At 65.3% G+C, this 26,445-nt stretch carries 22 protein-coding genes; 5 read left to right on the top strand and 17 right to left on the bottom strand.

From position 1 onward, the window contains the following. Positions 1-37: 37 nt before the first annotated feature. The 11 genes from PXJ20_RS17285 to galU form a co-directional block, all read right to left on the bottom strand. On the bottom strand, positions 38-955 hold the full coding sequence (locus PXJ20_RS17285; protein ID WP_421029261.1) for a tetratricopeptide repeat protein: 918 nt from the start codon (positions 953-955) through the stop codon (positions 38-40). Further along, a complete protein-coding gene (locus PXJ20_RS17280) occupies positions 952-1,914 on the bottom strand; it encodes a type II secretion system F family protein (RefSeq protein ID WP_017773940.1) in 963 nt (320 codons plus the stop codon). Before PXJ20_RS17280 ends, PXJ20_RS17285 begins: the two co-directional genes overlap by 4 nt. After that, on the bottom strand, positions 1,911-2,894 hold the full coding sequence (locus PXJ20_RS17275) for a type II secretion system F family protein (RefSeq protein ID WP_421029262.1): 984 nt from the start codon (positions 2,892-2,894) through the stop codon (positions 1,911-1,913). The genes PXJ20_RS17280 and PXJ20_RS17275 overlap by 4 nt, the downstream gene beginning before the upstream one ends. Then, the gene (locus PXJ20_RS17270; RefSeq protein ID WP_277597985.1) at positions 2,891-4,297 is read right to left on the bottom strand and encodes a CpaF family protein; all 1,407 of its coding nucleotides are present in this window, start codon (positions 4,295-4,297) and stop codon (positions 2,891-2,893) included. Before PXJ20_RS17270 ends, PXJ20_RS17275 begins: the two co-directional genes overlap by 4 nt. Continuing rightward, entirely contained in the window at positions 4,297-5,520 is a 1,224-nt protein-coding gene (locus PXJ20_RS17265; RefSeq protein WP_421029263.1) for an AAA family ATPase, read from the bottom strand. Before PXJ20_RS17265 ends, PXJ20_RS17270 begins: the two co-directional genes overlap by 1 nt. 23 nt (positions 5,521-5,543) lie before the next feature. Continuing rightward, positions 5,544-5,930, bottom strand: a complete 387-nt coding sequence (locus PXJ20_RS17260; protein ID WP_421029264.1) for a CpaD family pilus assembly lipoprotein — start codon at positions 5,928-5,930, stop codon at positions 5,544-5,546. Between the two features lie 10 nt (positions 5,931-5,940). Next, on the bottom strand, positions 5,941-7,530 hold the full coding sequence (locus PXJ20_RS17255; protein WP_421029265.1) for a type II and III secretion system protein family protein: 1,590 nt from the start codon (positions 7,528-7,530) through the stop codon (positions 5,941-5,943). Positions 7,531-7,562: 32 nt separating this feature from the next. Continuing rightward, the gene (gene cpaB / locus PXJ20_RS17250) at positions 7,563-8,591 is read right to left on the bottom strand and encodes a Flp pilus assembly protein CpaB (RefSeq protein ID WP_421029266.1); all 1,029 of its coding nucleotides are present in this window, start codon (positions 8,589-8,591) and stop codon (positions 7,563-7,565) included. Positions 8,592-8,603: 12 nt separating this feature from the next. After that, positions 8,604-9,113, bottom strand: coding sequence for an A24 family peptidase (locus PXJ20_RS17245; protein WP_026121273.1), 510 nt, complete (start codon positions 9,111-9,113; stop codon positions 8,604-8,606). 49 nt (positions 9,114-9,162) lie between these two features. Continuing rightward, on the bottom strand, positions 9,163-9,342 hold the full coding sequence (locus PXJ20_RS17240; RefSeq protein ID WP_421029267.1) for a Flp family type IVb pilin: 180 nt from the start codon (positions 9,340-9,342) through the stop codon (positions 9,163-9,165). A gap of 631 nt (positions 9,343-9,973) precedes the next feature. Beyond that, positions 9,974-10,867, bottom strand: a complete 894-nt coding sequence (gene galU / locus PXJ20_RS17235) for a UTP--glucose-1-phosphate uridylyltransferase GalU (protein WP_026121272.1) — start codon at positions 10,865-10,867, stop codon at positions 9,974-9,976. Positions 10,868-10,942: 75 nt separating this feature from the next. Between galU and PXJ20_RS17230 the strand changes: the two genes are divergently transcribed. Next, entirely contained in the window at positions 10,943-11,101 is a 159-nt protein-coding gene (locus PXJ20_RS17230; protein WP_421029268.1) for a hypothetical protein, read from the top strand. A 58-nt stretch (positions 11,102-11,159) separates the two neighbouring features. On the opposite strand, the gene PXJ20_RS17225 is transcribed toward PXJ20_RS17230, so the two are convergent. Continuing rightward, complete coding sequence (locus PXJ20_RS17225) at positions 11,160-11,303, bottom strand: hypothetical protein (protein WP_017773931.1); 144 nt, start codon at positions 11,301-11,303, stop codon at positions 11,160-11,162. A gap of 262 nt (positions 11,304-11,565) precedes the next feature. On the opposite strand from PXJ20_RS17225, the gene PXJ20_RS17220 reads away from it, so the two are divergent. Continuing rightward, a complete protein-coding gene (locus PXJ20_RS17220; protein ID WP_421029269.1) occupies positions 11,566-12,873 on the top strand; it encodes an acyltransferase family protein in 1,308 nt (435 codons plus the stop codon). On the opposite strand, the gene PXJ20_RS17215 is transcribed toward PXJ20_RS17220, so the two are convergent. The 4 genes from PXJ20_RS17215 to PXJ20_RS17200 form a co-directional block, all read right to left on the bottom strand. Further along, positions 12,855-14,729: an SMP-30/gluconolactonase/LRE family protein gene (locus tag PXJ20_RS17215; protein ID WP_421029270.1), complete on the bottom strand. Its 1,875-nt coding sequence runs from the start codon at positions 14,727-14,729 to the stop codon at positions 12,855-12,857. The genes PXJ20_RS17220 and PXJ20_RS17215 overlap by 19 nt on opposite strands. Positions 14,730-14,919: 190 nt before the next feature. Further along, positions 14,920-17,409: a glycosyltransferase family 4 protein gene (locus tag PXJ20_RS17210; RefSeq protein ID WP_421029271.1), complete on the bottom strand. Its 2,490-nt coding sequence runs from the start codon at positions 17,407-17,409 to the stop codon at positions 14,920-14,922. Next, on the bottom strand, positions 17,406-18,872 hold the full coding sequence (locus tag PXJ20_RS17205) for a flippase (protein WP_413211842.1): 1,467 nt from the start codon (positions 18,870-18,872) through the stop codon (positions 17,406-17,408). The genes PXJ20_RS17210 and PXJ20_RS17205 overlap by 4 nt, the downstream gene beginning before the upstream one ends. Before the next feature lie 216 nt (positions 18,873-19,088). Further along, complete coding sequence (locus tag PXJ20_RS17200; protein WP_421030911.1) at positions 19,089-21,356, bottom strand: hypothetical protein; 2,268 nt, start codon at positions 21,354-21,356, stop codon at positions 19,089-19,091. Positions 21,357-21,918: 562 nt separating this feature from the next. Between PXJ20_RS17200 and PXJ20_RS17195 the strand changes: the two genes are divergently transcribed. From PXJ20_RS17195 to gmd, 3 genes are all read left to right on the top strand, one after another. Further along, a complete protein-coding gene (locus PXJ20_RS17195; RefSeq protein WP_413211844.1) occupies positions 21,919-23,031 on the top strand; it encodes an acyltransferase family protein in 1,113 nt (370 codons plus the stop codon). Between the two features lie 101 nt (positions 23,032-23,132). After that, complete coding sequence (locus tag PXJ20_RS17190; RefSeq protein ID WP_421030912.1) at positions 23,133-23,930, top strand: SGNH/GDSL hydrolase family protein; 798 nt, start codon at positions 23,133-23,135, stop codon at positions 23,928-23,930. A 74-nt stretch (positions 23,931-24,004) separates the two neighbouring features. Continuing rightward, positions 24,005-25,048 carry a GDP-mannose 4,6-dehydratase gene (gene gmd / locus PXJ20_RS17185; protein WP_017773923.1) on the top strand — a complete coding sequence of 348 codons (1,044 nt, stop codon included), beginning with the start codon at positions 24,005-24,007 and terminating at the stop codon, positions 25,046-25,048. 183 nt (positions 25,049-25,231) lie between these two features. Here gmd and PXJ20_RS17180 read toward each other — a convergent pair whose 3' ends face one another. Then, positions 25,232-26,395 carry a glycosyltransferase family 4 protein gene (locus PXJ20_RS17180; protein ID WP_126877287.1) on the bottom strand — a complete coding sequence of 388 codons (1,164 nt, stop codon included), beginning with the start codon at positions 26,393-26,395 and terminating at the stop codon, positions 25,232-25,234. Positions 26,396-26,445 lie beyond the last annotated feature (50 nt).

The following is a 26,445-nucleotide window of genomic DNA, read 5'->3' as shown; positions in this document are numbered from 1 at the left end:
TCGCTTCACCCTGCCCTGTGACTCGTCGCGTGTGGCGTCATTGCGCAAGCGGGCCGTTGGCCGCCTGCGTCACGGCCGCCGGAAGCGCACTCACCGCCGATTCCTTTGCCGTCCCTACCTTCGTGGCCGTTGGCGCAGACATGGGTGCAGACATGGACGATGGCGCCGAAGCCCCCATGAGCCGCGCCCGCTGCAGCGCGTAATAGCGCAGATTATCGTCCACGGAGGCCTTCGGCAGGTCCTGGCCGAGCAGTTCGGCGGCGGCCTCGGTATTGCCGAGCAGGCCATAGGCCAGCGCGAGGTCTTCGCGGGCCTGCGGCGGCGCCGAAGGAAACCGCGTCACGTCGAGCAGCACGTTGGCACCTTCGCGCGGGTGCCCGCTCAGCACGAGCGAGAGCCCCAGATTCACGGCCAGCATCGGGTCGCCCGGGTTCGCCTTGAGCGCGGCGCGCAGCACGTCTTGCGCGCCCGCGTGATCGCCGGCCAGGTCGAGCGCGGCCCCGAGTCCCGCACTCGCGAGCGCATCGTTCGGCTTGAGCGCGAGCACGCGATGGTATGTCGCCGCAGCATCGGCAAGGCGCCGCTGATGCATCGCCACGCGCGCCATGCCGATGAGCGGCGCCGTATTGTCCGGCTCGATCTGGCTCGCCTTCTGAAAATACACGCCCGCGCGCGTGAAGTCGCCCACGGCATAGAGCGTGTTGCCGAGACCCGTGAGGCCCGGCACCGAATTCTCGTCGGCCTTCACGATGCGACTGTAGATCGTCGTGGCCATATCGAGGTTGCCCGATTCGAGCGCCGTCTCGGCAATGCGCAACTCGCTCGCCGTGGAAGGCGTGCCGCGCGGTTCGAGCGGACGGATGTCGGTGGCGTGCTGCGTCACGGTGGTCGTGCAGGCTGCGGTGGTCAGCACGCAGACGAGCACCGTTACGCGGAAAAAGAGATCGGTTTTCATTGCGATGCCATGAGCGCGATGAGTTGAATGACGGACGGCCCCGCTGCAATCACCACGACGGCCGGCAGAATGAAGATCATCATCGGCACCACCATCTTCGGCGCGAGTTTGGCGGCCTTTTCTTCGAGCGTGACGAGATGCGTGAGCCGCTCGGCGCGCGACAGCGTGCGCAGCGCGTGCGTAATGGGCGTGCCGTAGCGCATGGCCTGGATCAGCGTGGAGATCAGCGCGCGAATGGAGGGCAGATCGATGCGGTCGGCAAGCCCCTGCAATGCGCGGGTGTTGTCGCCGGAGAGTTGCAGTTCGTCCGCCGTGAGCGAGAACTCGTCGGAAAGCGGCGCGCAGATGTCAGCGAGTTCGTCCGCCACGCGCCGGATGCTCACGGCCAGACTGTTGCCCGCGTTCGTGCAGATCACGAGCAGATCGAGCGCGTCGGGCAGGTAGGTCGCCATGAGCCGGCGGCGCCGCGAGGTGGTGAACGCGAGCACGTATTCGGGCAACACCTGTCCGACCACGAACGCGATCAGCATCATCGACCCACGCACCGCGGGATAGTGACCCACGTTCGGCACATGCGAGCCGAGCATCACGGCAAGCGTCGCGCACGAAAGCGCCATGACGAACTTCAGTGCAAGCAGCACGGACACCGCGTGACGGCTGCGATACCCGCCGCGCAGCATTTCCTTCTGCAGTTTCGCGCGGTACGCCACGTCGAAGAACGGCAGGCGGTCGCCGATGCGGGCCAGCCGGTGCGCGAGCCGCGTGCGCCAGCTGGCTTCGTCGTCGGTCTCGTCGGTGTGCACGCGCTGCGCGCGCTGCGAGAGCGCGGCCTGACGTACGCGCTCCGCGATACGCCCGCGCAGCCCGCCATGCTTGCGCACCCACCACAGCGCGAGCGCGCCGAAGAGCGCCAGCAGCATGAGCAGGTTGACGAGCGTTTCGGTGTGGTTCGGGCTCATCGCATCGTGTTCAGCTTCGACATCTTCGTGATCAGCGCGACGCCCACCACCACCGACACCACGGCATAGGTGAGGATGTTCGTCCCGGTCGGCGTTTCGAACAGCACCATCACGTAGCTGCGGTTGATGAGGAACATCGAGAGCAGGATGAGCGGCGGAATCACCGTGAGAATGCGCGTCGTGATACGCGCCTCGCCCGTGAGCGCACGCGTCTTCTGGCGAATCTCGCGACGGCTGCGCACGATGCCCGCGAGGTTCTCCAGCGTTTCGCCCAGTTGCCCGCCCGTTTCGCGTTGCAGCTTCAGGCACACGCAGAAGAACGAGAAATCCGCAACCGCGATGCGCCTCGCCGCCGTGGTCAGCACTTCGTCGAGGTCGAGGCCCACCTGCAGCGCGTCGCCCATCAGCCTGAACTCCTGGCGCAGCGGCTCTTCCACTTCGTCGGCCGCCGTGCTGATTACGTGCGTGACGGGCACGCCCGCGCGCACCGCCCGCACGAGCAGGTCGATCACGTCGGGAAAGCCGTCCAGAAAGCGCTGGCGGAAGCGGTTCACGAGCCAGCTGTAAGTCTTCATTGCGGCGAACACAGGCAGCGCGACAGGCAGGATTGTCGCGACGAAGCCCGGCAGCGGCATGAACGCGAGCATCACCACGGCCACCATCTCGGCCGCGAACGCCACACCCACCACGATCTTGAGACCGCGCTTGCCCGCCACGGTGCGCAGACGCGCCAGCTTCGGCGCCGTCCAGCGCGCCCATGCGCTCTCGTAGCGTTCCACCTTGAAGAGGTCCGCATGCTGCCGGCGCGCCTTGCCGTCGGCCTTCTTCGCGCGCTGCGCGAGGTCGAAGGCCGTTTCCATGCGGGCGTGAATGCGCGCGGCGGACAGCTTGCGACGCATGTCCTGCACGATCAACCACATCACGCCGCTCACGATAGCGATGCCGAACGTCGCAACGGTGACGAGGTCGATGGTATTCATGGCTTCATGGCTTCCAGCAACTGCTCTTCGAGCCCGTAGTACGCGGCGCGCGGCGCAAAGGCCGGGCGTACCGGCGCGCACTCGAACTCGCCTTTCACTTCCTCGCTGTAGGCGCTTGCGTCGTAGCGGAACGTGAACAGGTCCTGCGTGATGATGACGTCGCCCTCCATGCCGACCAGTTCCGTGATGCGCGTTACGCGCCGCATGCCGTCGCGCATGCGCTCGATCTGCACGATCATGTGCACCGCGCTCGCAATCTGGCGGCGAATGGAGAAGAGCGGCAGGTTGCCGTTGGCCATCATCACCATGCTTTCCAGACGCGTTATGCCATCGCGCGGCGAGTTCGCGTGGATCGTCGTCATGGAGCCGTCGTGGCCCGTGTTCATGGCCTGCAGCACGTCGAACGCTTCGGGGCCGCGCGTTTCGCCAAGGATGATGCGGTCCGGGCGCATCCGCAGCGCGTTGCGCACGAGATCGCGCTGCGCCACGGCGCCGAGACCCTCGGTATTTTCGGGCCGCGTTTCGAGACTCACCACGTGCGGCTGCACGAGCTGGAGTTCGGCGGCGTCTTCGATGGTGACCACGCGCTCGCCCGCATCGATGAAGTGCGAGAGCGCATTGAGCAGCGTCGTCTTGCCCGAGCCCGTGCCGCCCGACACGAGCACGTTGAGGCGGCACGTGCTCGCGATCTTGAGCACCGTCGCCATGGCGGCGGAAAGATTGCCCTGCTGCGTCATGCGGTGCAGCGTGATGTTGCGCTTCGAAAATTTGCGGATGGAGATGGAGGCGCCACGAATGGCCAGCGGCGGGAGCACCACGTTCACGCGGCTGCCGTCGGCGAGGCGCGCATCCACCATCGGGCTGCTCTCGTCCACACGGCGGCCCACGCCCGCGGCAATGCGCTGTGCCACGTTGATCACGTGCGCGTTGTCGCGGAACTTGCATGTCGTGAGTTCGAGCCGCCCATGCCGCTCCACGTAGACCTGGTCGGGGCCGTTCACGAGTATGTCGGTCACGCTTTCGTCGGCAAGCAGCGGCTCGATGGGGCCGAGACCGAACATGTCGTTGAGCAGTTCGTCGACGATCTGCGTCTGCTCGGCCATCGTCATGTTCAGATGCTCGCGCTCCGCGATTTCGAGCACCAGTTGCTCGACGCCGGGCTTCATCTGCTCGCGCGTCTTGCCGACGGCGGCCGATGCGTTCATCGACGAGAACACGCCGTTGCGGATCACGCGAAAGAGATCGGAACGCACCAGCGATTCGGCGTTTTCGGCCTGCGCCGAACGCACCGGCTGCATCTCGCGAACGGCGAGCAGTTCCGCGAGCGGCGGCGCCGACGCGGCGCTCGCTCCGCCCGCCCCGCTCTCTTCGAACTCCGGTACGCGCTTCTTCTGGCCGAACATCAGCGTTTCCTCAAGAGGCGGAAGCGCGGCACGCGCTTCGGTGCTTCGGCGGGACGCTGGCCCGTGAGGTCGCTTGCGATGCGCCGCACCGTCTGGTTGAAGCCGTTGGGCGCGCGCTCGCGCGGCGACTCGCCCAGGTTTTCGGCCACGGCCACCGCCTTCGTCTCGTACGGAATCTCGTGCAGCACCGAACGGCCCACGGCGGCCGTGAAGTCAGCGAGTTCCACCTTGCCGGCGCCCGCCGGCGAAACGTTGTTGACGAGCAGCGATGTGATGGGATTGTTGTCGCGGTCTTCCACGAAGCGCAGCAGGCGCACGGCCTCGCGCGTGGAGTGCACCGAGCGGTCGGCGACCAGATACACGCGCGAGGCGTGATCGAAGGCCTCGTTGCCGAGCGCATCCGCCGGGGCGGCTACGTCGAGAATCACGTAGTGGAAGCTGTCGCACAGCAATGCGAGCAGACGCGCGAGCGCGCCGGGCTCGTAAGGATGCGGCGCGCCGTAGTCCAGTTCCGCCGACAGCATGAAGAGCCGTGTGCCGTGCGGGACCAGCGTGCGTTCCACATATTGCGGATCGATGCGGTGCACGTTCTGGAGTACGTCGAAGAGACCGTTGTTGCTCTGCGCGCCCAGCATGCAGTTCGCCGCGCCGCTGTAGAGGTCGAGATCGACATAGGCAATGCGCCGGTGCGTCTCTTCGGCAAGATGCCGCGCCACGTTGAGCGCAACGGTGGTGACGCCGACGCCGCCGCGGGTGCCCGCGAACGCGATGGCCTTGCCGGCACGCGCCAGCATGACCTGATTCACCACGCCGTCGGTCACGTTCACCGTGCGCTTGATGAGCTCCACCGTGAGCGGCTTGACCAGATAGTCCCGCACGCCGATCTTGAGCAGGCTGCGGAAAAGGCCTACGTCGTTGCGCTCGCCGAGCGTTATCACCTGCACCGAGGGCTCGCACACTTCGGCAAGCCGCCCCAGATCCGAGAGCGGCATCACGCAGCCTTGCAGATCGACCAGCAGGAACTGCGGCGAGCGGTCGAGCTTCGCCAGATGGGCGATCGCGTCGTCGATCGTGCCTACCGCGATGTACGTGTGCGGCATCGCCTGTTCGAGCACGTAGTTCTTCAGCACCTGCTCCGTGGCCTTGTCGGCGACGAACGCCACGAAGTCGGCCGCGCGCGCGGCGCTGCGGGTCTTCGGGAGAATGGACGGCATCGTGCTCATGGTCGGCTCTGGTTTGGCGTGCGTTATTTCGCGTCGCGCGACGTGGTCGGGTCGAGCGGCGTCAGCTTGCCGGTTTCGTAGCGGCGCACAGCGGAGGCCGCCATCGCCGCATCCGCGGGCCCGAGCGGCTGCGGCGCCACGAGGTCGCGCGGATTGGCGATCTGCGCGGCGAGATTCGTGTACGTGGCGCAGCCCCATTCCATGCGCGGCCGCACGTGCCCCGCATCGATCGCCACCGAGGCGCGCGAGAGGCTCTCGCAGTCGGGCGGCATCACGGTGTTGCCGCGCAGCGTGAGCACCGAGGTGTCGGGCATGTCGCGCGGCGGATGAAAGCACCCCGCGAGGCTCGCGGCGCAGGCGCACATGACGAGCCAGCGAACGGGTTCGAACGGAAACGATGCGCGTGTCATGGCGGGCCTCTCAGTAGACGTAGCCGGCCGCGCCCACGAGGCGGGGTTCGGCGCTGCTCGCCGTGCCGTCGCCCGGGGCATGCCCGAAGCGCCGGCCGAAGCTGTATTCGATGTCGTTGGCCGGCGACTGCAGCGATTCGAGCGGCGAGCGCAGGCGCGCGGCCTGGGTGGGCTGCACGATGTACGGCGTCACCATGATGACGAGTTCGGTCTTGTTGTTCAGGTAGTTCGTGGAGGAGAACAGCTTGCCGAGAATCGGAATCGAGCCGAGGCCAGGCAACTGCGACACCGTGTCTTTCGTCACGCTTTGCAGCAGGCCTGCGATCGCGAAGCTCTGGCCGCTGCCCAGTTCCACCGTGGTATCCGCGCGGCGCACCGAGAGGCCCGGCACCGTGATGCCGCCCGTGGTCACGCTGACCGAGGTGTCGATCTGGCTCACTTCCGGGCGCACCTTGAGGCTGATGCGGTTGTCGGCGAGCACGGTGGGCGTGAAGTCGAGCTTCACGCCGAACTGCTTGAAATCCACGGTGATGGCGCCGTTCACCTGCGAGACCGGAATCGGAAATTCGCCCCCCGCGATGAAACTCGCCGTCTGCCCCGAGAGCGCGACCAGGTTCGGTTCGGCGAGCACGGTGAGGAGACCTTCCTCGTTGAGCGCGTCGATCAGCACCTGGAGGTTGCTGTGGGCGGTCGAAAACGCGCCGAACAGCGAGAATGCGTTGTTCGTCGGCAGGTTGGCCGCGGTCACGCCATTGGTCGTCGTGAAGATCGGGCGGCCGCTGAAAACGCCACCGAACCAGTTGCCCGTAGCATTGCCGATAGACTGCCAGTTGATGCCCAGTTGCTGCGTGACGTTGCGGTCCACTTCCGTGATGCGCACGAGCAACTGCACCTGGAGCGGGCGGGCCACCGTCATGCGGTTGATCAGCACCTCCTTGTCGTCGAGCCAGGGCGTGACGGCCTGGACGACGGCGTCGGCATCGGCGGCGTTGGCGGCGTCCCCCGCAATCTGCAACGAGCCCACCCCTTCCGTCACGGAAAGCTTCAGGTTCGGAAAGCGCGCGGCGAGTGCGGCACGCAGCGCGTCGGTGTCGCGCGAAACCGTGATCGCGCGTTGCAGCAGCGTGCGGTTGTTGGGGCCGAGCACATAGAGCGTCGTGGTGCCGCTCTTCTTGCCGAGCACGAACACGGCGCGCGGCGACGGCACGTGGACGTCGGCCACGTTGGGGTCGGCCACGAAGACCGAGGTGGCGTCCTCGTTGAGCCGCAACAAGGTGCCCTTGCCCGCGGTGACGGCGAGCGGTCCGCTTCCGTATGCGGGGAGTTCGGCGCGCGCCGCATTGGTTTCGCGCACGTCGTGTGAACTGCGCGATGCGGCGGCTTCCTTCCTGTTTGCGCCGATCGCCTGACGACCGGCCACCGTTGCTTCGCCCTGCGGCGCAGCCGCTTGCGCGGGCACGATCCACGTGAGCGCGGCCCACGCGAGCCCGGCCGCCCGGATGAACGCCCAGACGCGTGCCCAGACGCGCACCCGGCACGCCGCGCGTCGAGTTCCGGCGTACGGCGCGGCGCTGCGAATCGGACTATAGGGCTTGCTCATGCTTCGGGTTCCTGAAAAAGGCACCATGCTCGTCAACGCGTGGGTTGCTCGGGTGCGCCCGGCGCCGGCGGCGGGCCGCCCGCCGGCATGCCGGCGTTGCCCGACAGGGCCGCCGCAGCCGCCGCCATGGTCGAGGGCAGCGGCGGCGTGCCGGCACTGCCGCCACCCAGGTTGTCCGAGCGCTCCGAACCGCGATAGATGACGACGGCCTTCGGCGTGGGCGCGACGGCAACAGGCGCGCCTTGCGCGGCGCGCGCCGTGTGCGGGGCCGGCAATTCGCGTACCGCGCTCGAGATGTCGCCCGCCCAGACGGGGCGCGCCTGCAGCGGTCCCGAGGCCGGTACAGCGGAGGCAGCGTCGGCCTCGCGGCTCGCCTTCGCGAAGCTGCGCAGCGCGAACGACAGGCTGCCGAGGCGCGCTGCGACCGACACCACTTCGGCCATGTGCGGTGTGACTTCCAGCGTCACGGTGCGCGCGCGGTTGTTGGCGTCGGGGGCGTCGCTCGTTTTCGGGCGGCTCAGTTCCGAGCCCACCGCCAGCACGCGCACGCGCTCCACGACGGTTTCGCTCGATACGGCGAGGTCCGGGGAATCGGTGCGGTGGTCCATCTGCTGGGTGAGCAGCAGGTCCACGTAATCACCCGGCTGGATCAGACCGGCGTTGCCGGACACATCGTCGATCGCGACCGAGACGGCGCGCATGTCGGGCTTGAGTGTCGCAGCGAGGAAACCCGGCGCGCTCGGCAGAATCACGTCGTCGGGGCCGAGCACGGTGCCCGCCGCGGCTGCGTGACGCAGCAGCGCGCCCTTCAATTCGATGGCGTTCGGCGCATTGGCGATGATGGCGGCGGCCGGCACGTTGCCTGCGGGCACGTCTTTCCAGGCGAGGTCGTCGTCGCGCAGCAGCAGACCTTGCGGCAAATCTGCCGCGCTCACGCGGATCTTCACGGTGGACACGGCCTGAGGCGCGGGATGCGAAATGCTCGCCACGACCGTTCGCACGATCAATGCGATCAGCACGGCGCCCACGAGCAGCAGCAGAATCTTGATGATGTTCGACATGGCGGGCCCCTTCTATCGCACAGCCACCAGCGAGAACCACGCGGGCAGACCGATCACGGCCGTGCCGCCCGCAGCGAGCGCAACGCCATAGGGCACGCCGCGCGTGCCCGAAAACATCGCAAGCGCCCGCACCGCTCGCGCCCGATGCTGCGGGTCAAGACGCTGCGTCGCGAGGCTGACGAGCGCGACTACCGTGCCGCTCACCGATATCAGCACGAGTGCGGGCCACGAGAGCGGCAGGCCCGCCCACAGAAAGATCGCAGCGGCCAGCTTGGCGTCGCCGCCGCCCATCCAGCCGAGCGCGAACAATACGGCACAGACCGCGAAGACCACGCCGGCCAACGCCACGTGAGAGAGCACATCGGACGCGCTGCGGTGAACCACGAGCGCATCCGCGAAGAAAAGCAGCCCGAGTGCGAGCACGGATCGCGTAGGCAAGCGTCGCGCACGCACGTCGACGACGGCGAGCGAGAACAGCACGGCCAGCGCCACGGCCCGAAGGGCAAGAGAAAGTAACGGCATGATGCAAGCAGGGGAACCGGCACGCGGCAGACTCCCCTCGCCAGACGAATCAGCTCGCCGAAGCGGCCGTGATCTTCGTGTAGAGGTTCGTGAAGAGCGTCTGGATGTTCGTGCTGAATGCCGTTCCCACAGCGGTCAGTGCAACAGCAACGATGCCGGCCATGATGGCGTACTCCATGGCGCTCACGCCACGTTCGTCGCGGACAAATGCCTTCAGAAGTTTGCGCATTTGAGATTCCTTTTCCCAAGGAGTTGAACAAGGGCGGCCTTCCGGACATCCGTAAAACGATTGCGATATACGGACCCAGGATGGCTAGGCAAGTTAACGGCGAGCCGTTTTTTATCTTTAGGAATACGAGATTCCTGCGCGCTTTCCATGGTGCCGATGCGAGACGAAACGCGGGGTCGTTCATTTGATTTAGCTCAATGTTCGCCTCGCGCAATTGTCGTTGTGTGCAAGGTCGTGCGTGCGCGCCCGTGCCGTCAGGCGTTAGGCACGGTGAGCGTCAGACGTTCTGAACCTCTTTAGATTGTTCTTTTAGTTCAAGCGCGAAGCGCTATGGTCTGATGAATGTGCGCGCGCTGGACGGCACGATTTTCCGACCCATTGTTCTGGACTTCGAAAGATGCGAACCGTGCATGAAACACGAATTTCGCGCGATGCCTGGTGCTTTCCCTGGCCACACCTTCATGACGCGGAAAAACTGCCGTGCTACGAAGCGCCGCACCGCCCGGGCAGGTGTTCGTGTCGATCGGGAAGACGAAATGACAACGGGCGACCGGTTGCTGACCGGTCGCCCGTTTGAACTCGAGAATGACTTGTGCTGTGGCGGCCCCGGTAGCCGGAGCCGGCCCCGGAATCAGGCGGCCGCCGCCGTGATCAGGGTGGGCAGATACGCCTGCAGATATTCCTCGAACTCGTCCTTGACTTCGGGGTGGCGCAGCGCGAACTCCACCGTCGCCTTGAGGTAGCCGATCTTGCTGCCGCAGTCGAAGCGCGTGCCGTGATAGCGGTACGCCAGTACCTGTTCCTCGGCGAGCAGCGATTGCAGCGCGTCGGTCAACTGAAGCTCACCGCCGGTGCCTGGATTCAGTGCGCGAATGTGCTTGAAGATGGTCGGCATCAACACGTAGCGCCCCACCACGCCGAGGTTCGACGGCGCCACTTCCGGAGCCGGCTTTTCGACGATGCCCGAAAGCTTGATGACATCCTCTTCCCATTCACGGCCGTCCACCACGCCGTACGAGCGGCTGTGCTCGCGCGCGATCGTCTCCACGCCGACCACGGAGCTGTGATAGTGGTTGAAGACGTTGACGAGCTGCTTCATGACCGGCGTCGTGCTGTGCAGCAGGTCGTCCGCGAGAATCACGGCGAACGGGCTGTCACCCACGAGCTTTTCGGCGCACAGCACCGCGTGCCCCAGGCCCAGCGCTTCGGGCTGGCGCACGTAGAAACAATCCACGTGACTCGGCTTGATGCTGCGCACGAGTTCGAGCAGCTTGTCCTTGCGGCGTGCTTCGAGTTCCGCCTCGATCTCGTACGACTTGTCGAAATGGTCTTCAATGGCGCGTTTGCTGCGGCCCGTTACGAAGATCATCTCCGTGATGCCAGCCGCGATCGCCTCTTCTACCGCGTACTGGATCAGCGGTTTGTCCACGATGGGCAGCATTTCCTTCGGGCTTGCCTTGGTAGCGGGCAAAAAGCGTGTCCCGAGACCAGCCACAGGAAAGACAGCTTTGGTAACTTTTAGCATTGCAGGTATTCCCCCATCGATTGCCGATATATGGCACGCCCGTGCAGCGGCGAGCCGGCATCCCCGAAAAGTCTGGTGGAAATTATTTTTGTGACATGGCGTATTCATTGCCTCATTGAATACGCTAGCAGGAAAAAAACAGGTGGTATGCGCGGAACCGAACTCATGTGGATACCGCCGCCGGAAAGATTTGCAGCCGGCAAAATTGCGGTGCAGCATGATTTTCCGGCCTGAATGGCCTCGCCGACATAGCGCACAAGACATGCCACGCATACCCGAGCAGAGCGCCAGTCTACTCGGTTTCGTCGGCGTCCGGCAACTTGCCGGAAGACGTCGTAAAGCGCCGGATCGGCTCGTTGCGCAAGGCTTCCCGGTAGGCCGAAGCGGCCACGAGAATCAGGATGACGGCAATGCCCGCCAGTAGATGCAGATTCATGGCTCTACCCTTGAACAGAAGAATGCGAGATTCACCAAGATTCAAGTTATCACGAAAAAAACGGCAAATAATTCAGGACGAAATCCCGCCGAAAGCCTGCTTCCTGTGAATGGCTTTATTTCCGGGCGACATCTTTGCGTCAGGTTACAACGCGATTTTTTATCCATTTTTTCGCTGCATTTTTGGCCATCCCGCTGCACTACGATTGGGGCAGGCGCATCGACGCGCCTGTCATCACCCGTTATCCGTCACGAGGACCCGAATGAGCGATCCCGCACTCGATGCCGCCGGTTCGTCCCTGCGCGTCGCCGCCGTCCGCGAAACGCTTCGCGACACGCTCCATGTCGACGCGGCAGCCGGCAAGGAACACCTCATCGACGCCATGCGCGGCTTCGCAGCGCTGCTCGTCGCCTATTTCCACTGCCGCCAGGTGGTGTGGGTCGGCATGCAGAGCTTCCATCAGACAATGGGACACGCGCTCACGCCGGGCGCAATTGCCGCGTGGCTTACGCTGCCGGTTGCCTGGGGTTCCGCCGGCGTGCCGATCTTTTTCGTGATCAGCGGTTATTGCATTCACCGCGGCGGCGCCCAGCGGCTCGCGGCACAACCAGGCTACCGGCTCCCTACCCTCAATTTCTGGGCGCGCCGCTTCGCGCGCATCTATCCGGTGCTGCTGGCCGCCCTTATTCTCACGTTCGTACTCGACTCCATCAGCCTGCAACTGCCGCCCGTGAGCCACAAGATTCGCGACATCGGGCTGCAGGCGTTCCTCGTCAATCTGTTCTCGCTGCAAGGCGTGGCCGGCAAGACCTATGGTTCGAACGGCGCGCTCTGGACGCTCTCGCTCGAAATCCAGTTCTACGCGGTCTATCCGCTCGTGTTCGCGCTCAGAAAGCGGATCGGCATGCCTGCGCTCGTGGCGCTCGTCGCACTCGTCAACGTGGCCTCGGCCTGGCTGCTCGAGCGGCACGATCTGCAGTTCTTCACGTCGTACTGGCTCTCGTGGATGCTGGGCGCGTGGATTGCCGACGCGGGTGCCATGCGGCCTGCAGCGGCCTCTGTACCCGTCGCATCGGGCACCGCTATGCCGCGTCGGCAGCCGTCGCGCCTCTGGTATGCCGCTGCGGCCGCGCTCATCGTGCTGGGCTGCGGCGCATTCCACTTCGGCCAGTACGGTGCATTCCAGCTTTGGGCCACGGGCTTCGCGTGCTGGCTCTACGCGGCGCTTGGCCGGCAAGCGGCACAAGCGACACAAGCGGCCTCGCGCGGCGCGGCGGCACGCACAGGCAACGGTGCGCCGGGGGTCGCGCTCAGCGTGCTGTCACGCTTCGGCGACTTCAGCTACTCGCTCTATCTGATCCATCTGCCCATCTTCGTGCTGCTCGGCTCGCTGTTCTTCCGCTCCGAACTGCAGCTTGCGATCTGGCCGTCGTTCGCTTTCATGCTCGCCGTGCTGCCCGTGGCCTGGCTCTTCTATCGCATCGTCGAACTGCCTGCCATGCGCTGGTCCGCGAGCCTCAAGCCGCGCGCGGCCAAACCGCTGGCAACGCCTCAAGGCGTCCAGCGATAAACCACGAGGCTCGACCCGTTGTAGTTGTCCTTCGTAATCACGTATTGACCGGTCGAGCTCAGGTAGGCGCGCACGCCATACATCGAGTCCACGTCGTTACCCACATCCATCGCGCTCGTGTTGTTATTCACGAGCGTAGTGGTGAGCGCGCCGGTGTTGAGGTCGAACACGTCGATGTTCGGCACGGTATGCACGTAGCCGAGGAAGAGATAATGGCCCGCCGCCGCCATCGACTTCGCGTTGGCGCTCGTAAGCGTGATGACGGGATTCGGCGTGGTCGTGTTGCCTGCATTCCACCCGTGATAGACCTCGATGCGCGTGCTCATCGCCGTCCAGTCCCAGCTGCCCGCAATGCCCTGCGCGAGGATCATCGTGTCGCTCTCGGGCAGGTAGATGATGCGCGTGAGCGGGCGGACGCTCGTCGGAATACGGATCGTAATGGGCGTGCCCCATGTGGGCCTGCCGCTCGCATCGAAACCGGTAAGCGGATAGTGATAGATGTGGTTCGTGCGGTCGAGTCCCGCCCAGATATCGCCACGGCTGTCGATACAGAAGCCGCCCGTGACCTGTCGCGTCGTATTGAACGCGGTGCCCGGCAGCGACCCGTCCGGTATCGCGACGTAACCGCTTGCCGGGTTGAAGTGATAGAAATTGAAGGCACCCGGATTCTGGCCCGACGCGACCAGAATGCGGTTGCCGTTCACGGCGACGAGCTGGCCGAAGTGCTGGCCGCGCTGCGTGTCGTTCATGTCGAGCCGCGGATCCGTGGGATAGGTGAACGGATCGATGGTGTTCGCCACATAGGTGCCGCCCGCCGTTCCCGTGTAGACCTCGTTGCCGCTGTAGAAGAACGCGCCGTCAGTGACCGGATCGGGCGCAGCGGCGGCCTCGAAATTGAGCGCCTGCAGCTTCCAGCGCAGATTGCCGGCCGGATCGTACGAGTGAATGTCGGTGGCGCCGTTGCGGCCCAGGTCCCAGCCGCCGCCCCAGGGGTTGTTGAGCACGTAGAGATTGCCCGCGGCGTCCTTGCTGATGCCCACCACGCGCGTGAAGCGTTTGGGGCCTACCTGCCCTTTCACGCCGGTCGTGCTGTCCAGGTAGCCGCCCGTCACGCCGAAGGTGCCCACGAGCGTCGGCGTAGCGGCGACGTTGTAAAGCTTGATGTTCATGTCCGGCCCTTCGTCGCCCACCATCAGTTGACCTGACGATGCGTCGAAGTACAGCGCAGACGGGCGTGCGTTCGTCGCCATCTGGATCGTGTTGAGCAACTGGCCGGTCGGGCTGAATTCGGTCACGGCGCCCGCGCTCTGCTGCGCGACCCAGAGGTTGCCGGTGCTGTCCACGGCGAGTGCGCCGGGGCCCGTGATATTGATGTCGCGCTGCCAGGTGCCGTCGGTGGTGTACACGCGCACGCGGTTGCCTGGGAAATCGCTGGCGTACAACAGCGAGCCCGCCGTGGCGAGCCCTGTGATGACGTCGCCGCGCGTCACCGCGTTCCACGCGCTCACCTGGATCAGCAGATCGCGCGTGCCTGTGGTGCGGTTATAGCGGCCCACTGCGCCGCTGCCGTAGGTCGTGCTGTACTGGAGCGCCGCGAAGATCGACGTGACGTTGCCCGTGATCGCGCTGCCCTGAAACTCGCTGTGAATGCCGATCGAGCCTGCGCTCTGACCGTTCTGGTAGATCGCGACGCCGCCTTCGTTCTCGTCCCACAACGACGAGGTGTAGATCACGCCTTCGGGCGAGACCCACATGGAACGCGCGCCGTTGCCCACGTGCGCGGCGATTGTGCCGTAGGTGTTCGCGAGCCAGTCGGTGGTGTATTGCGCGTGAGCATCGGGTGCCATGGTTGCCATGGTGCCGACCGTGGCCGCCATCGCCACAACCATCACAGCGCGAGCAATACGCGTGAGACCCGCTGTACGAACCCGTTCATGAACGTCTTTCGCGACCCGCTGTTCGGCAGATTCGCCGGCGCGCTGGCGCGTCCCTGTTTTGTTCTGTTTCTTCTGTTCCGCCACCATGACCGATGCTCCGTGATTGAAGCTACCCCTTCGCCTGCGGGGCAGCGACCTTTCGCAAAATGCGTTCTACGCCGTCCACATAAGTCTTCGTGCCGAAGCGCCGCCGCGCGGTCTGCAAGCCGTTGGCGACCAGCCTCTCGCGCAACCCGGTGTCCGCGCGCAGTTCGGCGAGCGTATCGGCCAGCGCGTGCGCATCGCCAGGCGCACACAAGAGACCGTTCACGCCGTCTTCCACGATCTCCAGCACACCGCCGTCGCGCGCGGCCACGACCGGGCGCACGGCAAGCATGCCTTCCACCACCACACGCCCGAAAGGCTCGGGCGTGATCGAGGTATGCGCGACGACATCCACGGCGCACATGCAGGCCGCGACGTCGCGTTGAAAGCCGAGAAAATGCACACGCTCGCCGAGGCCCTTCGCGAGCACATAGGCACGTAGTTCTGCTTCGTAAGCGTCTTCGCCGAACAGCGGCGCGCCCACCAGCACCGCATGCATCTGCGGGTTGAGCACCATCGCTTCGAGCAGCACGTGCTGCCCTTTCCAGCGCGCAAGGCGGCTGAACGAGCCGACCAGATAAGCGTCCTGCGGCAACCCAAGGCGTGCCCGCAAGCGCGCCGGCGGCACCTCGCGCAGGGCCTCGAACGGCGCTTCGTCGATGCCGTTGAACACCACGTCGATGCGCGATTCGTCGAACTGCGTGAGCGCGGCGAACGCCTTCGCCGAGGCATGCGAATTCGCGATGACGTGCGCAATGCCGAGCTTTGCGCACCACTTGATGATGGTGCGCTGCGCCGCGCCGAAATGCGCGGGGCTCACGATGTCGCGCAGATGCCAGACCACGGGCCGCTTCGCGAGCCGGCCCGCCAGCGCGCCGATCACCATGGCGCGCTGCGTGTTGGCATAGATCACATCGGCGCTCTGCGCGCGTCGCGCAGTCTTGCGCACAAGGCCCACGACGCTCGCCAGCACCTTGCCCTTCGGCAACGCACGGCCCTGCTTTCGCACGGCACGCAATGCGCCCGCCTCGAGCACGTTGACCGTAACGCCCGCGGCATCGAGCGCCGTGCGAAACGGTCCATCTTCGAACAGCACCACTTCGATACGCTCGCGCAGTGCCTTCACGATTTCGAGCAGCGAAAGTTCGGCGCCACCCAGCACGCCGCTCTGGTCCACCGCGAGCACACGGAGCGCGCGCGCCGCGGCCGAAGGCTTCGATTCATCGAGGCCGGGCGGCTGCCCCAGCGCGGGCAGCGTCGCGCCTTCGAGCGCAGGCACGGCGGAGCGCACGAGCGAGAAGAAGCGTTCGCGAAAATGCGTGATGGAAAAGCGCTCGGCGTTCGCCCGGCAGTCTACCGGCGAGAACGCGCGTGCGTTGGCCTCGAATGCCTCGACGGCGGCCACGATCGAATCGGCGCGTTGCTCGTCGAAGAAGAGGCCCGTGGGTTTCGGCTCCGAAAGATCGCGCACGGTCTCCAGCGCCCCGCCCTTGCCGAACGCGATCACGGGCGTGCCGCAGGCCTGCGCTTCGACCACTGAAATGCCGAAGTCCTCTTCGGCCGCGAACACGAATGCCTTCGCGCGACGCATGCGGTCCTGCAGAACAGCGAACGGCTGATAGCCCATGATCTCGACGTTGGGCGCCGCCTTCGCGCGAATCTTCTGCATGTCGGGGCCGTCGCCGATCACCACGAGCTTGCGCTCGGGCATCTGCGCGAAGGCCTCCACGATGAGGTCGATCTTCTTGTACGGCACCATGCGCGAGGCGGTGAGATAGAAGTCGTCCTTCTGCGTGTTGAGCGTGAATGCCTCGACGTCCACGGGCGGAAACACGACCTGCGCGTCGCGCTGGTAGACCTTGTGAACGCGCCGCGCAATGAACTCCGAGTTGGCGACGAAGTGGTCCACGGCATTCGCCGTGCGGATGTCCCACGTGCGGATGTAATGCAGGATCAAACGCGCGGCGGCGGACTTCGGCCCGTTCGTGAGCTTCGATTCCTGCAGGTATTGATGCTGCAGGTCCCACGCATAGCGGATCGGCGAATGCACGTAGCTGATGTGGATCTGGTCCGGTCCCGTCAGCACCCCCTTGGCGACGGCGTGGCTGCTCGAGATGACGACGTCGTAGCCTGAAACGTCGAGCTGCTCGATGGCAAGCGGCATGAGCGGCAGGTACGAGCGGTACTTCGTGCGCGCGAACGGCAGGTTCTGGATGAACGAGGTCGTCACGGGCTTGCCGCGCAGGAACGTGCGGTCGTCGAGGAAATCGACCAGCGCGAAGAGGTCCGCCTCGGGAAAGCACGCCACGATCTGTTCGAGCACGCGCTCGGCGCCCGCATAGGTGACGAGCCAGTCATGCACGATCGCGATGCGCACGGGCCGGTTGCCCGCGGGCGTGCGGCGTGCCGGTATGGACCGGCGCGGCACAGCCGGTGTCACGGCGGCATCGGAAACCTCGGTGCGCGCGAGCGGCACCGGTTGCAGAGCGGCGGGTTCGAGCAGTTCGGGATTCATGCGCTTTTCCTCGGATTCAGCCGCACCAGCAGCGAACGGGCCAGTTCGCGCAGCGCGGGTGTCGTCGTGACCGACCACACGACGTTGGCGGCCACCACCGCCGCGCAGGCGGCAATGGCCATGGCGAGCGTAGGCACGAGGCTCGCGAGATACAGGCTGCCCGCAAGAAACGCGAGATGCGGCAGCATGTCGAGCAGAATGGGCCGCATGTGAATGCGGCTCAGGTACAGCAGCACCACGTAGTCGAACAGCGCACGCGTCACGACCGCGACCGCCGCGCCCGCGAGCCCGAAATGCGCGATGCCGAACCACAGCAGCCCCGCGAAGATGGGCAGTTCTATGAGCCCCACGCGCGCGGCCGCAGCGGGGTTGTTCTGCGACTGGATGAGAATGCGCGTAACGCTGGCCTGCCCCACCAGCCACACGCCGATGATGAGAATGCGGCCCACGGGTGCCGCTTCGTTTGCGATGACGTTGCCCACCCACAGCCGCAGAAACGGCTCCAGCACGATGGTGGCTACGAGCGCGACCGGCGTGAACACACCATTCAGGAATTCCAGGGACTGGCGCGCGATCTCGTCCGCATGGTCGCGGCGCACGGCGGACAAGCGCGGAAACAGGGTGCGCACGAGCGCGTTGGGCACGATGTTGAGGCGCGTCACGAGGTTCTGCGGCACCGTGTAATAGGTGACGAAGCGTGCGCCCAGACCGGTGCCCAGCAGCACGCGGTCCAGCGATTCGGCCACCATGTTGGTCACGCTGGCCACGAGCATCCATCCGCCGAAGCTGAAGAGTGCCTTCGACGTACCGAGCCGTGGCCCGCGTATGCGCGTGAGACCCAGCACGCGCAGCGCCGAACGTCCGAGCAGCCAGGCCGCAATGAGGCGCGCCACGACGGCCGCCGCAATCACGTTCTGCAGGTTCGGCGCGATGAGCCAGGCGGCGCCTAGCGGCAGCAGCTGGAACAGAAAGGTGCCGATAGTCTGGTTCGTGTTGTAGATGCCGAAGCGTTCCGCGCCGTTGATCGCGCCCGCGAACACCCACGACACGTTCGCCACCGGAATGGCCACGGCGAGCCACGGCAACGCCATGTAGACCTCGTGTTGAAGCGCGGGCGGCACCTTCGTGAAGTACGCGGTATAGATGAACGCGCCGAAGTAGATGAGGAGCCCGCCGATCACGCCGGTGCCCAGATTGAGCCAGAAGGCGCTCCAGAACACGTCGGCGCATTCGTCTTCATCGTTGGAGGCACGCGCCTTCGAAATATGGTTTTGCGCCGCCATGCTCATGCCGAGGTCGAGCACGCTGAAGTACCCGATCAGCGTCCACACGAGCGCGATCACGCCATAGCGCTCCACGCCGAGCAGATGGATGTACGACGGCACCGTGACGAGCGACACGAAGGTCGGCAGCACGAGCCCGAAGAAATTGATTGCGACGTTCTTGAGGATGCCTTTGTCCATCAGATGAAGCCTTTGCGTGGAAAGTGCATGCGCCCAGGGCGGGCTTCGCCCGAAACGGGCGGCCTGCCGTGCAGGCCGCGCTGCAGTAAAGCACGTAAAAAATCGGCGCAGCCGGGTTTTCCCGTACAGAAAAATATTCGCGGTGGGTCGCGGCGAGTCGTGACCATTGCTTGCGAACGTGCGGGCCTGCGTGCCCGCATCGGCTTCAACGACCCATCAAGCCGGTTTCCAGCGATACATCATCACCTTGCCCCGCGCGTCCTCCTCCACGAAGACGAGGTACTCGCCGTTGCTGCGCCGGTAGGCGCTCACGCCGAACGGCACATCCACCCAGCCCGATGCGCGCCCCACCTCGGGGCCCGGCCGGATCATGCCCACTTCCTTGCCGCTCGCCTTGTCGTAGACGTGCACCACGCCCACGGGCTCCACCACGAACAGGTACTGCCCTTCCACTGTCACGCCAATGGCCGTGGCAATGGGCTTCGACTGCGTGTTCCACGGCAGCGTGACCGTGTAGCGCGCCTCGGGCTTGCCGCTCGACCAGTGGTCGTAGCGCACCAGCACGCGGCCCGCTTCCTTCCAGAACGCACGGTCTGGCGGCGCCTCCGGCGTGTAGCCGGTGGCGTAGAGCGTGTCGGTCTCGGGCTCGTAGATCGCGCGGCGCAATTCGGTGAACGGCGCGGGCACCGCATACGCGGTGAGGTCCGTGTACGAATACTTAGGATTCCCCTTCGCATCGAGCCCGCCGAAGCGAAAGCGAAAGATCCCCTTCGCGTCGCGTGTGCGCCAGATGTCGCCGGCCGTGTCGATCCACCAGCCCCAGCCGCCCGCGAGCTTCGTGCCGCTCGTGTTGAGGTCGAATTCGTCGGCGTCGAAGCGGCCGTTGCCGTTCCCGTCACGCCAGATCCAGTCGCCGCCGGGCGGCGCATTCGGCACGCGCGCCACGGCCTTCGCGCGGCCCGCGATGAAGCCCGAGGGAATCGCGGTTTCGCCTTCACGTTGCGGGTCGAAGCGATAGATCTTCAGGTGGTCCGCATACATGTCGGTGAGGTAGAGGAACGTGTGGCCGTTGAGCCTGCGCACCGTGGGCAGCCCTGGCCATTGGTCTGTGTTGAAGACCGGGTCTTCGGGATAGCGGAAGCGGTTCGAGAGGAAGCCCGCGTAGCGCCACTCCTCGCCCACCGGCTTCGAGAAGTCGAGCACGAAGCGCTTGTTGCCCGTGTAGACGCTGTCCGGCCGCGACGGATCCACCCACGCGCCATCCACGAACAGCAGCCCTTGCAATTGCCACAACCGCTGACCGTCGGGCGCATAGCTTTCGAGCGTGGCGCCCAGACCCGCGCCGATTGGGCCGTTGTGACCGCTCGCGCTATCGGGCGGCCCGATGCCGTTGGTGGACACGTAGATGTTGCCGCGCGCATCCACGCCCACGCCGGTGAGCCCGTTGAAGCGCTGCGGCCCCGGACGGCCTGCTATGCCCGCGAAGATGCCGCCGCGCTCGCCGAGCGTCGCCGTTTGCGTATAACGTCCGGCGCTGCGGCTGTAGATCAATACCTGCTGGCGCGGACCGTTGTCGGCAATCAGCACGCGGCCTTGCGAATCCGCGGCGATATCGACGGCCACGGTGTCGGCGGGCAGGGCGAACGTGTCGTCGATGGCCCGGCCCGAGGCCGCATAGTGCGCCACGCGCGGCGCGCGCCCGCTGTGTGTACCGGTGAGCACCCAGAGCGTGCCGTCGGCCGCGAGCGCCATGCGGCCCGGCTCGGGCACGTCCCACTTCGTCTTCAGCATCATCGACTCGGCATCGTAGACCTCGATGCGATTGCGCGCCGTGTTGGCCGCGTAAAGCGTCGTGTCGTTGGCAGCAAGCCCGCCTATTTCGCTGGTCGTGCCGGTGCGGTTCGCGCTGTCGTCGCTCGCTGCGTTTGCCGGGCTCGTGCCCGGCGTGGGCACGTCGTTCACCATCAGGAAGCTCGCGGCGAGCCTTGCATGAGGATCAGCGGCTTTTGCCTGCGGCTGTGCCTGCTGTTGTGCCTGCGGCTGAAAAGGCGCCGCCTGCTTCGGGTCCGCAATCTCGCGGCGCGTAATGCCGTACCACTGGTGTCCTTTGTCCGGCCAGATGCCGGCGCCCTTCAGGCGCCCGCGTTCGTTGCCCACCGCCACGGCCGCAAAGACATAGCGCCGGTTCACCGCAATTGCGTTGCCGCCGCTGTTGCCCCAACCGTGCGTGCCGCCCGCGAAGCCGAGCGCCTTGCCGTTCTGATACACGCTGATTTCGGCACCGCTCTCGTCCCACGGCGCATTGGTGTACACCTTGCCGTCCGGCGCAACAGCGATCGCCGTGATGTTGATCTGCACCCACGTGCCATCGCCGTAACCGAACGTGTTGCCGATCCACGAGGTCTTCACGTCGAGCGCTTTCGCTTCGGCTTGTGCTGCTTGTGCGCGTGCAGAGTGCGGCGCGATGGCGGCGCATGCCGCCATGAACGCACAGACGAGCGTGGCCGCGAGCGGCCTGATCGACGCGTCGGGACGCGAACGCGAACGCAACTGCAAACGCAATGGCAAGACGAACGGCGGCAAGCACATCCTCCAGTCAGTAAAGCGTGCGATGAGGCGACGAGGACCGCCGAGGTCGTCGGGCCGGCTGGCGGTCCGCGTGGACAGGCATCACAGTAAGCGGAAAAATCTCCGCGACGAAAATCGAAAATAATTCAAAAATATTCGTTTCAGCGAAGAGGATTGAAAGGTCATTTCGTTAAAACCCGAAGATCATCAATGCACGATGAAATGACGTGCGCGTGACATATTCCCTTCCCGCGCCAGCCCTATCTCGGGCGGTTTTACATCTTTTCGGCTGAATGGGTGATGAATTACCGGAAAGGTTTTCGCCATTCATCGGATTCAATCGTTGTTTCACGCTGTTTCATTTCCGTTTTTTCGCCATTTTCTTTTCCCTAGAATCGAATTGCACGCAAAGACGGTTGCGCCCTTGACGCCTTCCGCTGCTTCTGCGCGTGCTTCTTTCGACTTTCGTGGACGGTTCATGACAGCGAGTACTTTGCCTGCCCCGCCCTCCCACAGCCGGCGCATCGTGCAGCTCGACGGGCTGCGCGCCATCGCCGTGCTCGCCGTGTTTGCGCAGCATGCGCTGAAGGCGCCGCTCTGGATGGGCGTGGATCTCTTCTTCGTGCTGAGCGGCTTTCTGATCACCGGCATCCTGCTCGACCGAAAGGCGCGCCAGGTGTCCTATTTCGGCTACTTCTATGCGCGCCGCGCGCGGCGCATCCTGCCGCCGTACGTGCTGCTCATGGTGGTGTCGTCGCTGCTGTTCGGGCTCGGCTGGGCCAGGTACTGGCCGTGGTACACGTTCTTTGCGACCAATATCGGCGACGCACTGGGCCAGAGCGGGCACGACAGTCTCAACGTGCTGTGGTCGCTCGCTGTGGAGGAGCAGTTCTACATCGTCTGGCCGTTCGTGGTCCTGCTCGTTTCCGAACGTGCGCTGGGTTTCGTTGCGGCGGCGCTGATCGTCGTGGTGCCGTTGCTGCGCGCGCTCGCTACGCCGTGGTTCGATACGTTCTGGCCCATCTATTACCTCACGCCGTTCCGCATGGATCTGCTTGCCGCGGGCGCGCTGCTCGCGGTGGTGTCGCGACGCGATTCGCAGGCGATTGGCCGCTTCAAGCCGCTCGCGGTGTTCGGCTTCGTTGCGGCGCTCGCGGTGCTCGCATGGCTGCATCTGCACTTTCCGCGCTTTCGGGCGGCCAATACGCCGCTTTCCAACGCGGCGCTCTACAGCATTTCGCTCGTGCTCTGCACGTCGATCGTCGTGATCGCGCTGGAATCGAAAGGCATCGTGAAGCGCGTGCTGTGCCATCCGGTACTGGTCTACATCGGTACGGTGAGCTACACGATTTACCTGATCCACCTCACCGTGCTCTACGCGGTGTGGCCGCTCGGTCACAGCCGCCTGGCGAGCGCGGGCATTGCGCTTGCCATCACGCTCGTCTATGCGAGCCTGAGCTGGTTCGCGTTCGAGCGTCGGCTCATCTTCGGTGCGGGCCGTACACCAGTGGCTGCGTCTGCGCATGAGCGGTCTACCTCGGCGGTGCAAGCCTCATCAACTGCACAAGCTGCGGCGAGGACGCGCGCATGAAGCGTCTGATGAAGCGCCTGACCCAGCGCCTGATGAAGCGTGCCGGCTCGTGCGTGCGGCGTGAAGCGGCAACGCGCGGTCTTCGCCGCACCGCGATAGCCATGGCCGCATGCGTCTCGGCATTGAGCACAGGCGCTGTCCCTTCGACTGTACTCGCCGCTACAGCGAACGATTCAGCGAAGAGCAACGGCAACGTCGTGATAGAAGCCTACGGCGATTCCACCACGCTCGGCATTTCGTGCGCGGACGGCCGCTGCGGCCCGCGTCCTCAAAACGCCGTGACCTACCTGCAGGACGACCTGCGCGCCGCGCACGGCGAGCACGTGAGCGTCGCGAACTACGGCATTGGCGGCACGATGGCGAGCCAGCTGCTGGACGGCAGCAGCCGCAATCCGCCCTGGAAGGAACGCCTTGCGTCCTCCCCGGCTCAGATCGTGACCCTCAACTACGGCATCAACGAAGTGATGCGCAACCAGACGCCCGAACAGTTCTATGCCGCCGAAACCGCACTCGTGAAAGACGCGCTCGTCGCAGGCAAGCTGCCCGTGCTGCAAACGTCGAACCCGATGCCCGATGGCTGCCTCAACGCGAAGCTGGGCGCCATGGTCGCGATGACACGGCGGGTGGCGCAGGAGCAGCACGTGCCGCTCGTCGATCACTACGCGTCGATCCAGACGCTTGCCGACTGGAAACTCATGATGTCCGACGGCGCGCATCCGAAGCCCGAGCTGTACCGGCTGAAGGCCGGACACGACTTCGAAGTGATCGATCCGCTCGTGCAGAAACTTCTGGGTGAAAGACGAACGGCGAGCAGCGCGGCACGCCACGCGCGAGACCTTGTCGAAACCAGCGGCGAACGCGCGGCCTCGCATGGGCACGTTCCCGGCGGCCAGTCCTGAGTCCTGAGTCCTGACAAGCACGGCCCGGGCATTCGGGCGCACCTATTTTCTCCGACATAGGGAAGGCACATTCCATGAGCAATCAACGCAAAGCGATCATCACCGGCGTGTCCGGGCAGGACGGCGCGTATCTCACGAAGCTGCTGCTCAGCAAGGGCTATCACGTGACCGGCACCTACCGGCGCACGAGTTCCGTGAACTTCTGGCGCATGGAAGAATTGGGCGTGCTCGATCATCCGCATCTGGAACTCGTGGAGCACGACCTTACGGATCTCGGCTCCACGCTGCGGCTGCTTGAACGCGCCGAGGCGCATGAACTCTACAACCTCGCGGCGCAGAGCTTCGTGGGCGTGTCGTTCGACCAGCCCGTCACGACGGCGGAAGTCACGGGCGTGGGTGCGCTGAATCTGCTGGAAGGCATTCGCATCGTGAATCCGGCCACGCGCTACTACCAGGCTTCGACCTCCGAAATGTTCGGCAAAGTGCAGGCCGTGCCGCAGCGCGAGGACACGCCGTTTTACCCGCGCAGCCCTTATGGCGTCGCGAAGCTGTTCGCGCACTGGAGCACGATCAATTACCGCGAGTCGTACGGCATCTTCGCGTCGAGCGGCATTCTGTTCAATCACGAGTCGCCGCTGCGCGGCCGCGAGTTCGTCACGCGCAAGATCACGGATACCGTCGCGAAGATCAAGCTCGGCAAGCGCGACGTGCTCGAACTGGGCAACCTCGACGCGAAGCGCGACTGGGGCTTCGCGCTCGAATACGTCGAAGGCATGTGGCGCATGTTGCAGGCCGCGGAGCCGGACACCTTCGTGCTGGCCACGAACCGCACGGAAACCGTGCGCGACTTCGTGCGCATGGCGTTCGCCGCGGCGGGCTATCAGCTCGAATGGTCGGGCAAGGACGAACGCGAAACGGGTATCGACGTGGCCACGGGCAAGGTGCTCGTGCGCGTGAACCCCCGCTTTTATCGGCCTGCGGAGGTGGACCTGCTGATCGGCTGCGCGGACAAGGCCAAGGCCGTGCTCGGCTGGGAACCGAAGACCTCGCTGGAGCAGTTGTGCCAGATGATGGTTCAGGCCGATCTCGCGCGTAATCAAATCCACGAAACGTTCTGATCGGAAGAGGCGGTGGGCAAGGGTGCCGGGTAGAGGTGCTGGGTAGCGGCGCCCTCACCCACCCTTGCCTGCTGTCTCGATGTCTTCGCCCGATAGCGCAGCGAAAAAAACCACGTCGCCCCACGTCGCCACTCCGCATTGCAGACCGCAGGCCATGCCGCACGGCCCGCGTCCCGCTCCACCTCAATGCACGCGTTCGGCGATCGCCTCCTCGTACACCTGCGCCACGCGCCTCGCGATCACCGCGTTGTCGAAGTTGTCGCGCGCATAGGCGTAGCAGGCTTCGGCGTCCGGCAAACGAAGCGCGCCACGCAGCGCGGCAGCGAGGCCATCGGCAATCGCGGATGCCCCCGTCGACGGCAACACCAGATCCTGCGACAGGCCCGCTACGGCTTCAGGCAGCCCGCCCACCGGCGTAACGAGCACCGGCGTGCCCGACGCGAGCGACTCCACCGTGATGAGCCCGAAGCCCTCCAGCGCCACCGTGGGCACCACGCTGATCGTAGCGGCGCGATAAAGCGCGGCGAGATGCGCATCGGGCACGAAGCCGAGCAGCTTCACGTTGTCGCTGAGCCCCGCTTCGTCGATGCGCCGTTGCAGCTCGCCTTCGAGACGCCCCTTGCCTGCGATCAGCAGCAACACATCGGGCACGCGCTTCTTGAGCAGCGCGACGGCGTCGATCAGATCTTCGAGCCCCATGCGGCGCACCAGCCGCCGCACCGCGAGCACGATGGGCCGGCCTTGCGGCAGTTGCAGCTTGAGTCGCGCATCGGCTGGCGACATCGGCAGATTGAACTGCTCCACGTTGACGCAGCCCGGCACCACACGCACGCGTTCCGGCGGAATGCCGTAGCGCGACGTGAGGATCTGGCCGAACGCATTGGAAAGCACGATGAGCCGCGACGAACGTTCGTAGACCGACTGCTCGAGGTAGCGCTTCATGCGCTGGCCGAGCGAGTCGGCGCCTTCCACCTGGCTCTCGTCGGCCCACGGTCCCTGAAAGTGCGAGACCTGCGGAATGCCGCGCGTGACGTCGAGGCCGGGAAATGTATAGAGCGCGAAGTGCGACGAGATCACGTCGGGCCGATGCCGGCGAATTTCGCGGCGCAGTGCGCGGCGCGCGGCCATGAGGCGCAGCGGCAGCGACTGCGACGCGGAGCCGAAGCCGTTGATGGCGCCGCCCGTATCGGCCGCCACGCGCGGCGAGCCCGCCACGACGCCGCGCACTTCCACGCCCGCGCCGGGCAGCGCGCCGACGAGCGAGTAGTACATGCGGTCGAGCCCGCCGGCACGCTCGGGAAACCAGTGCATGCCGATCTGTAGCGACTTGATTGAACGGGTGGTCATGGCAGTTCCTTTGTCGTTTTGCATGGGTTGCTTGCTGACGTGTACCTGGG

Source organism: Paraburkholderia sp. A1RI_3L (assembly GCF_048957895.1).
GTDB classification, from domain to species: Bacteria; Pseudomonadota; Gammaproteobacteria; order Burkholderiales; family Burkholderiaceae; genus Paraburkholderia; species Paraburkholderia kururiensis.
Note: the sequence above shows the minus strand (reverse complement) of the source record. Positions and strands in the feature narration are given on the sequence as shown.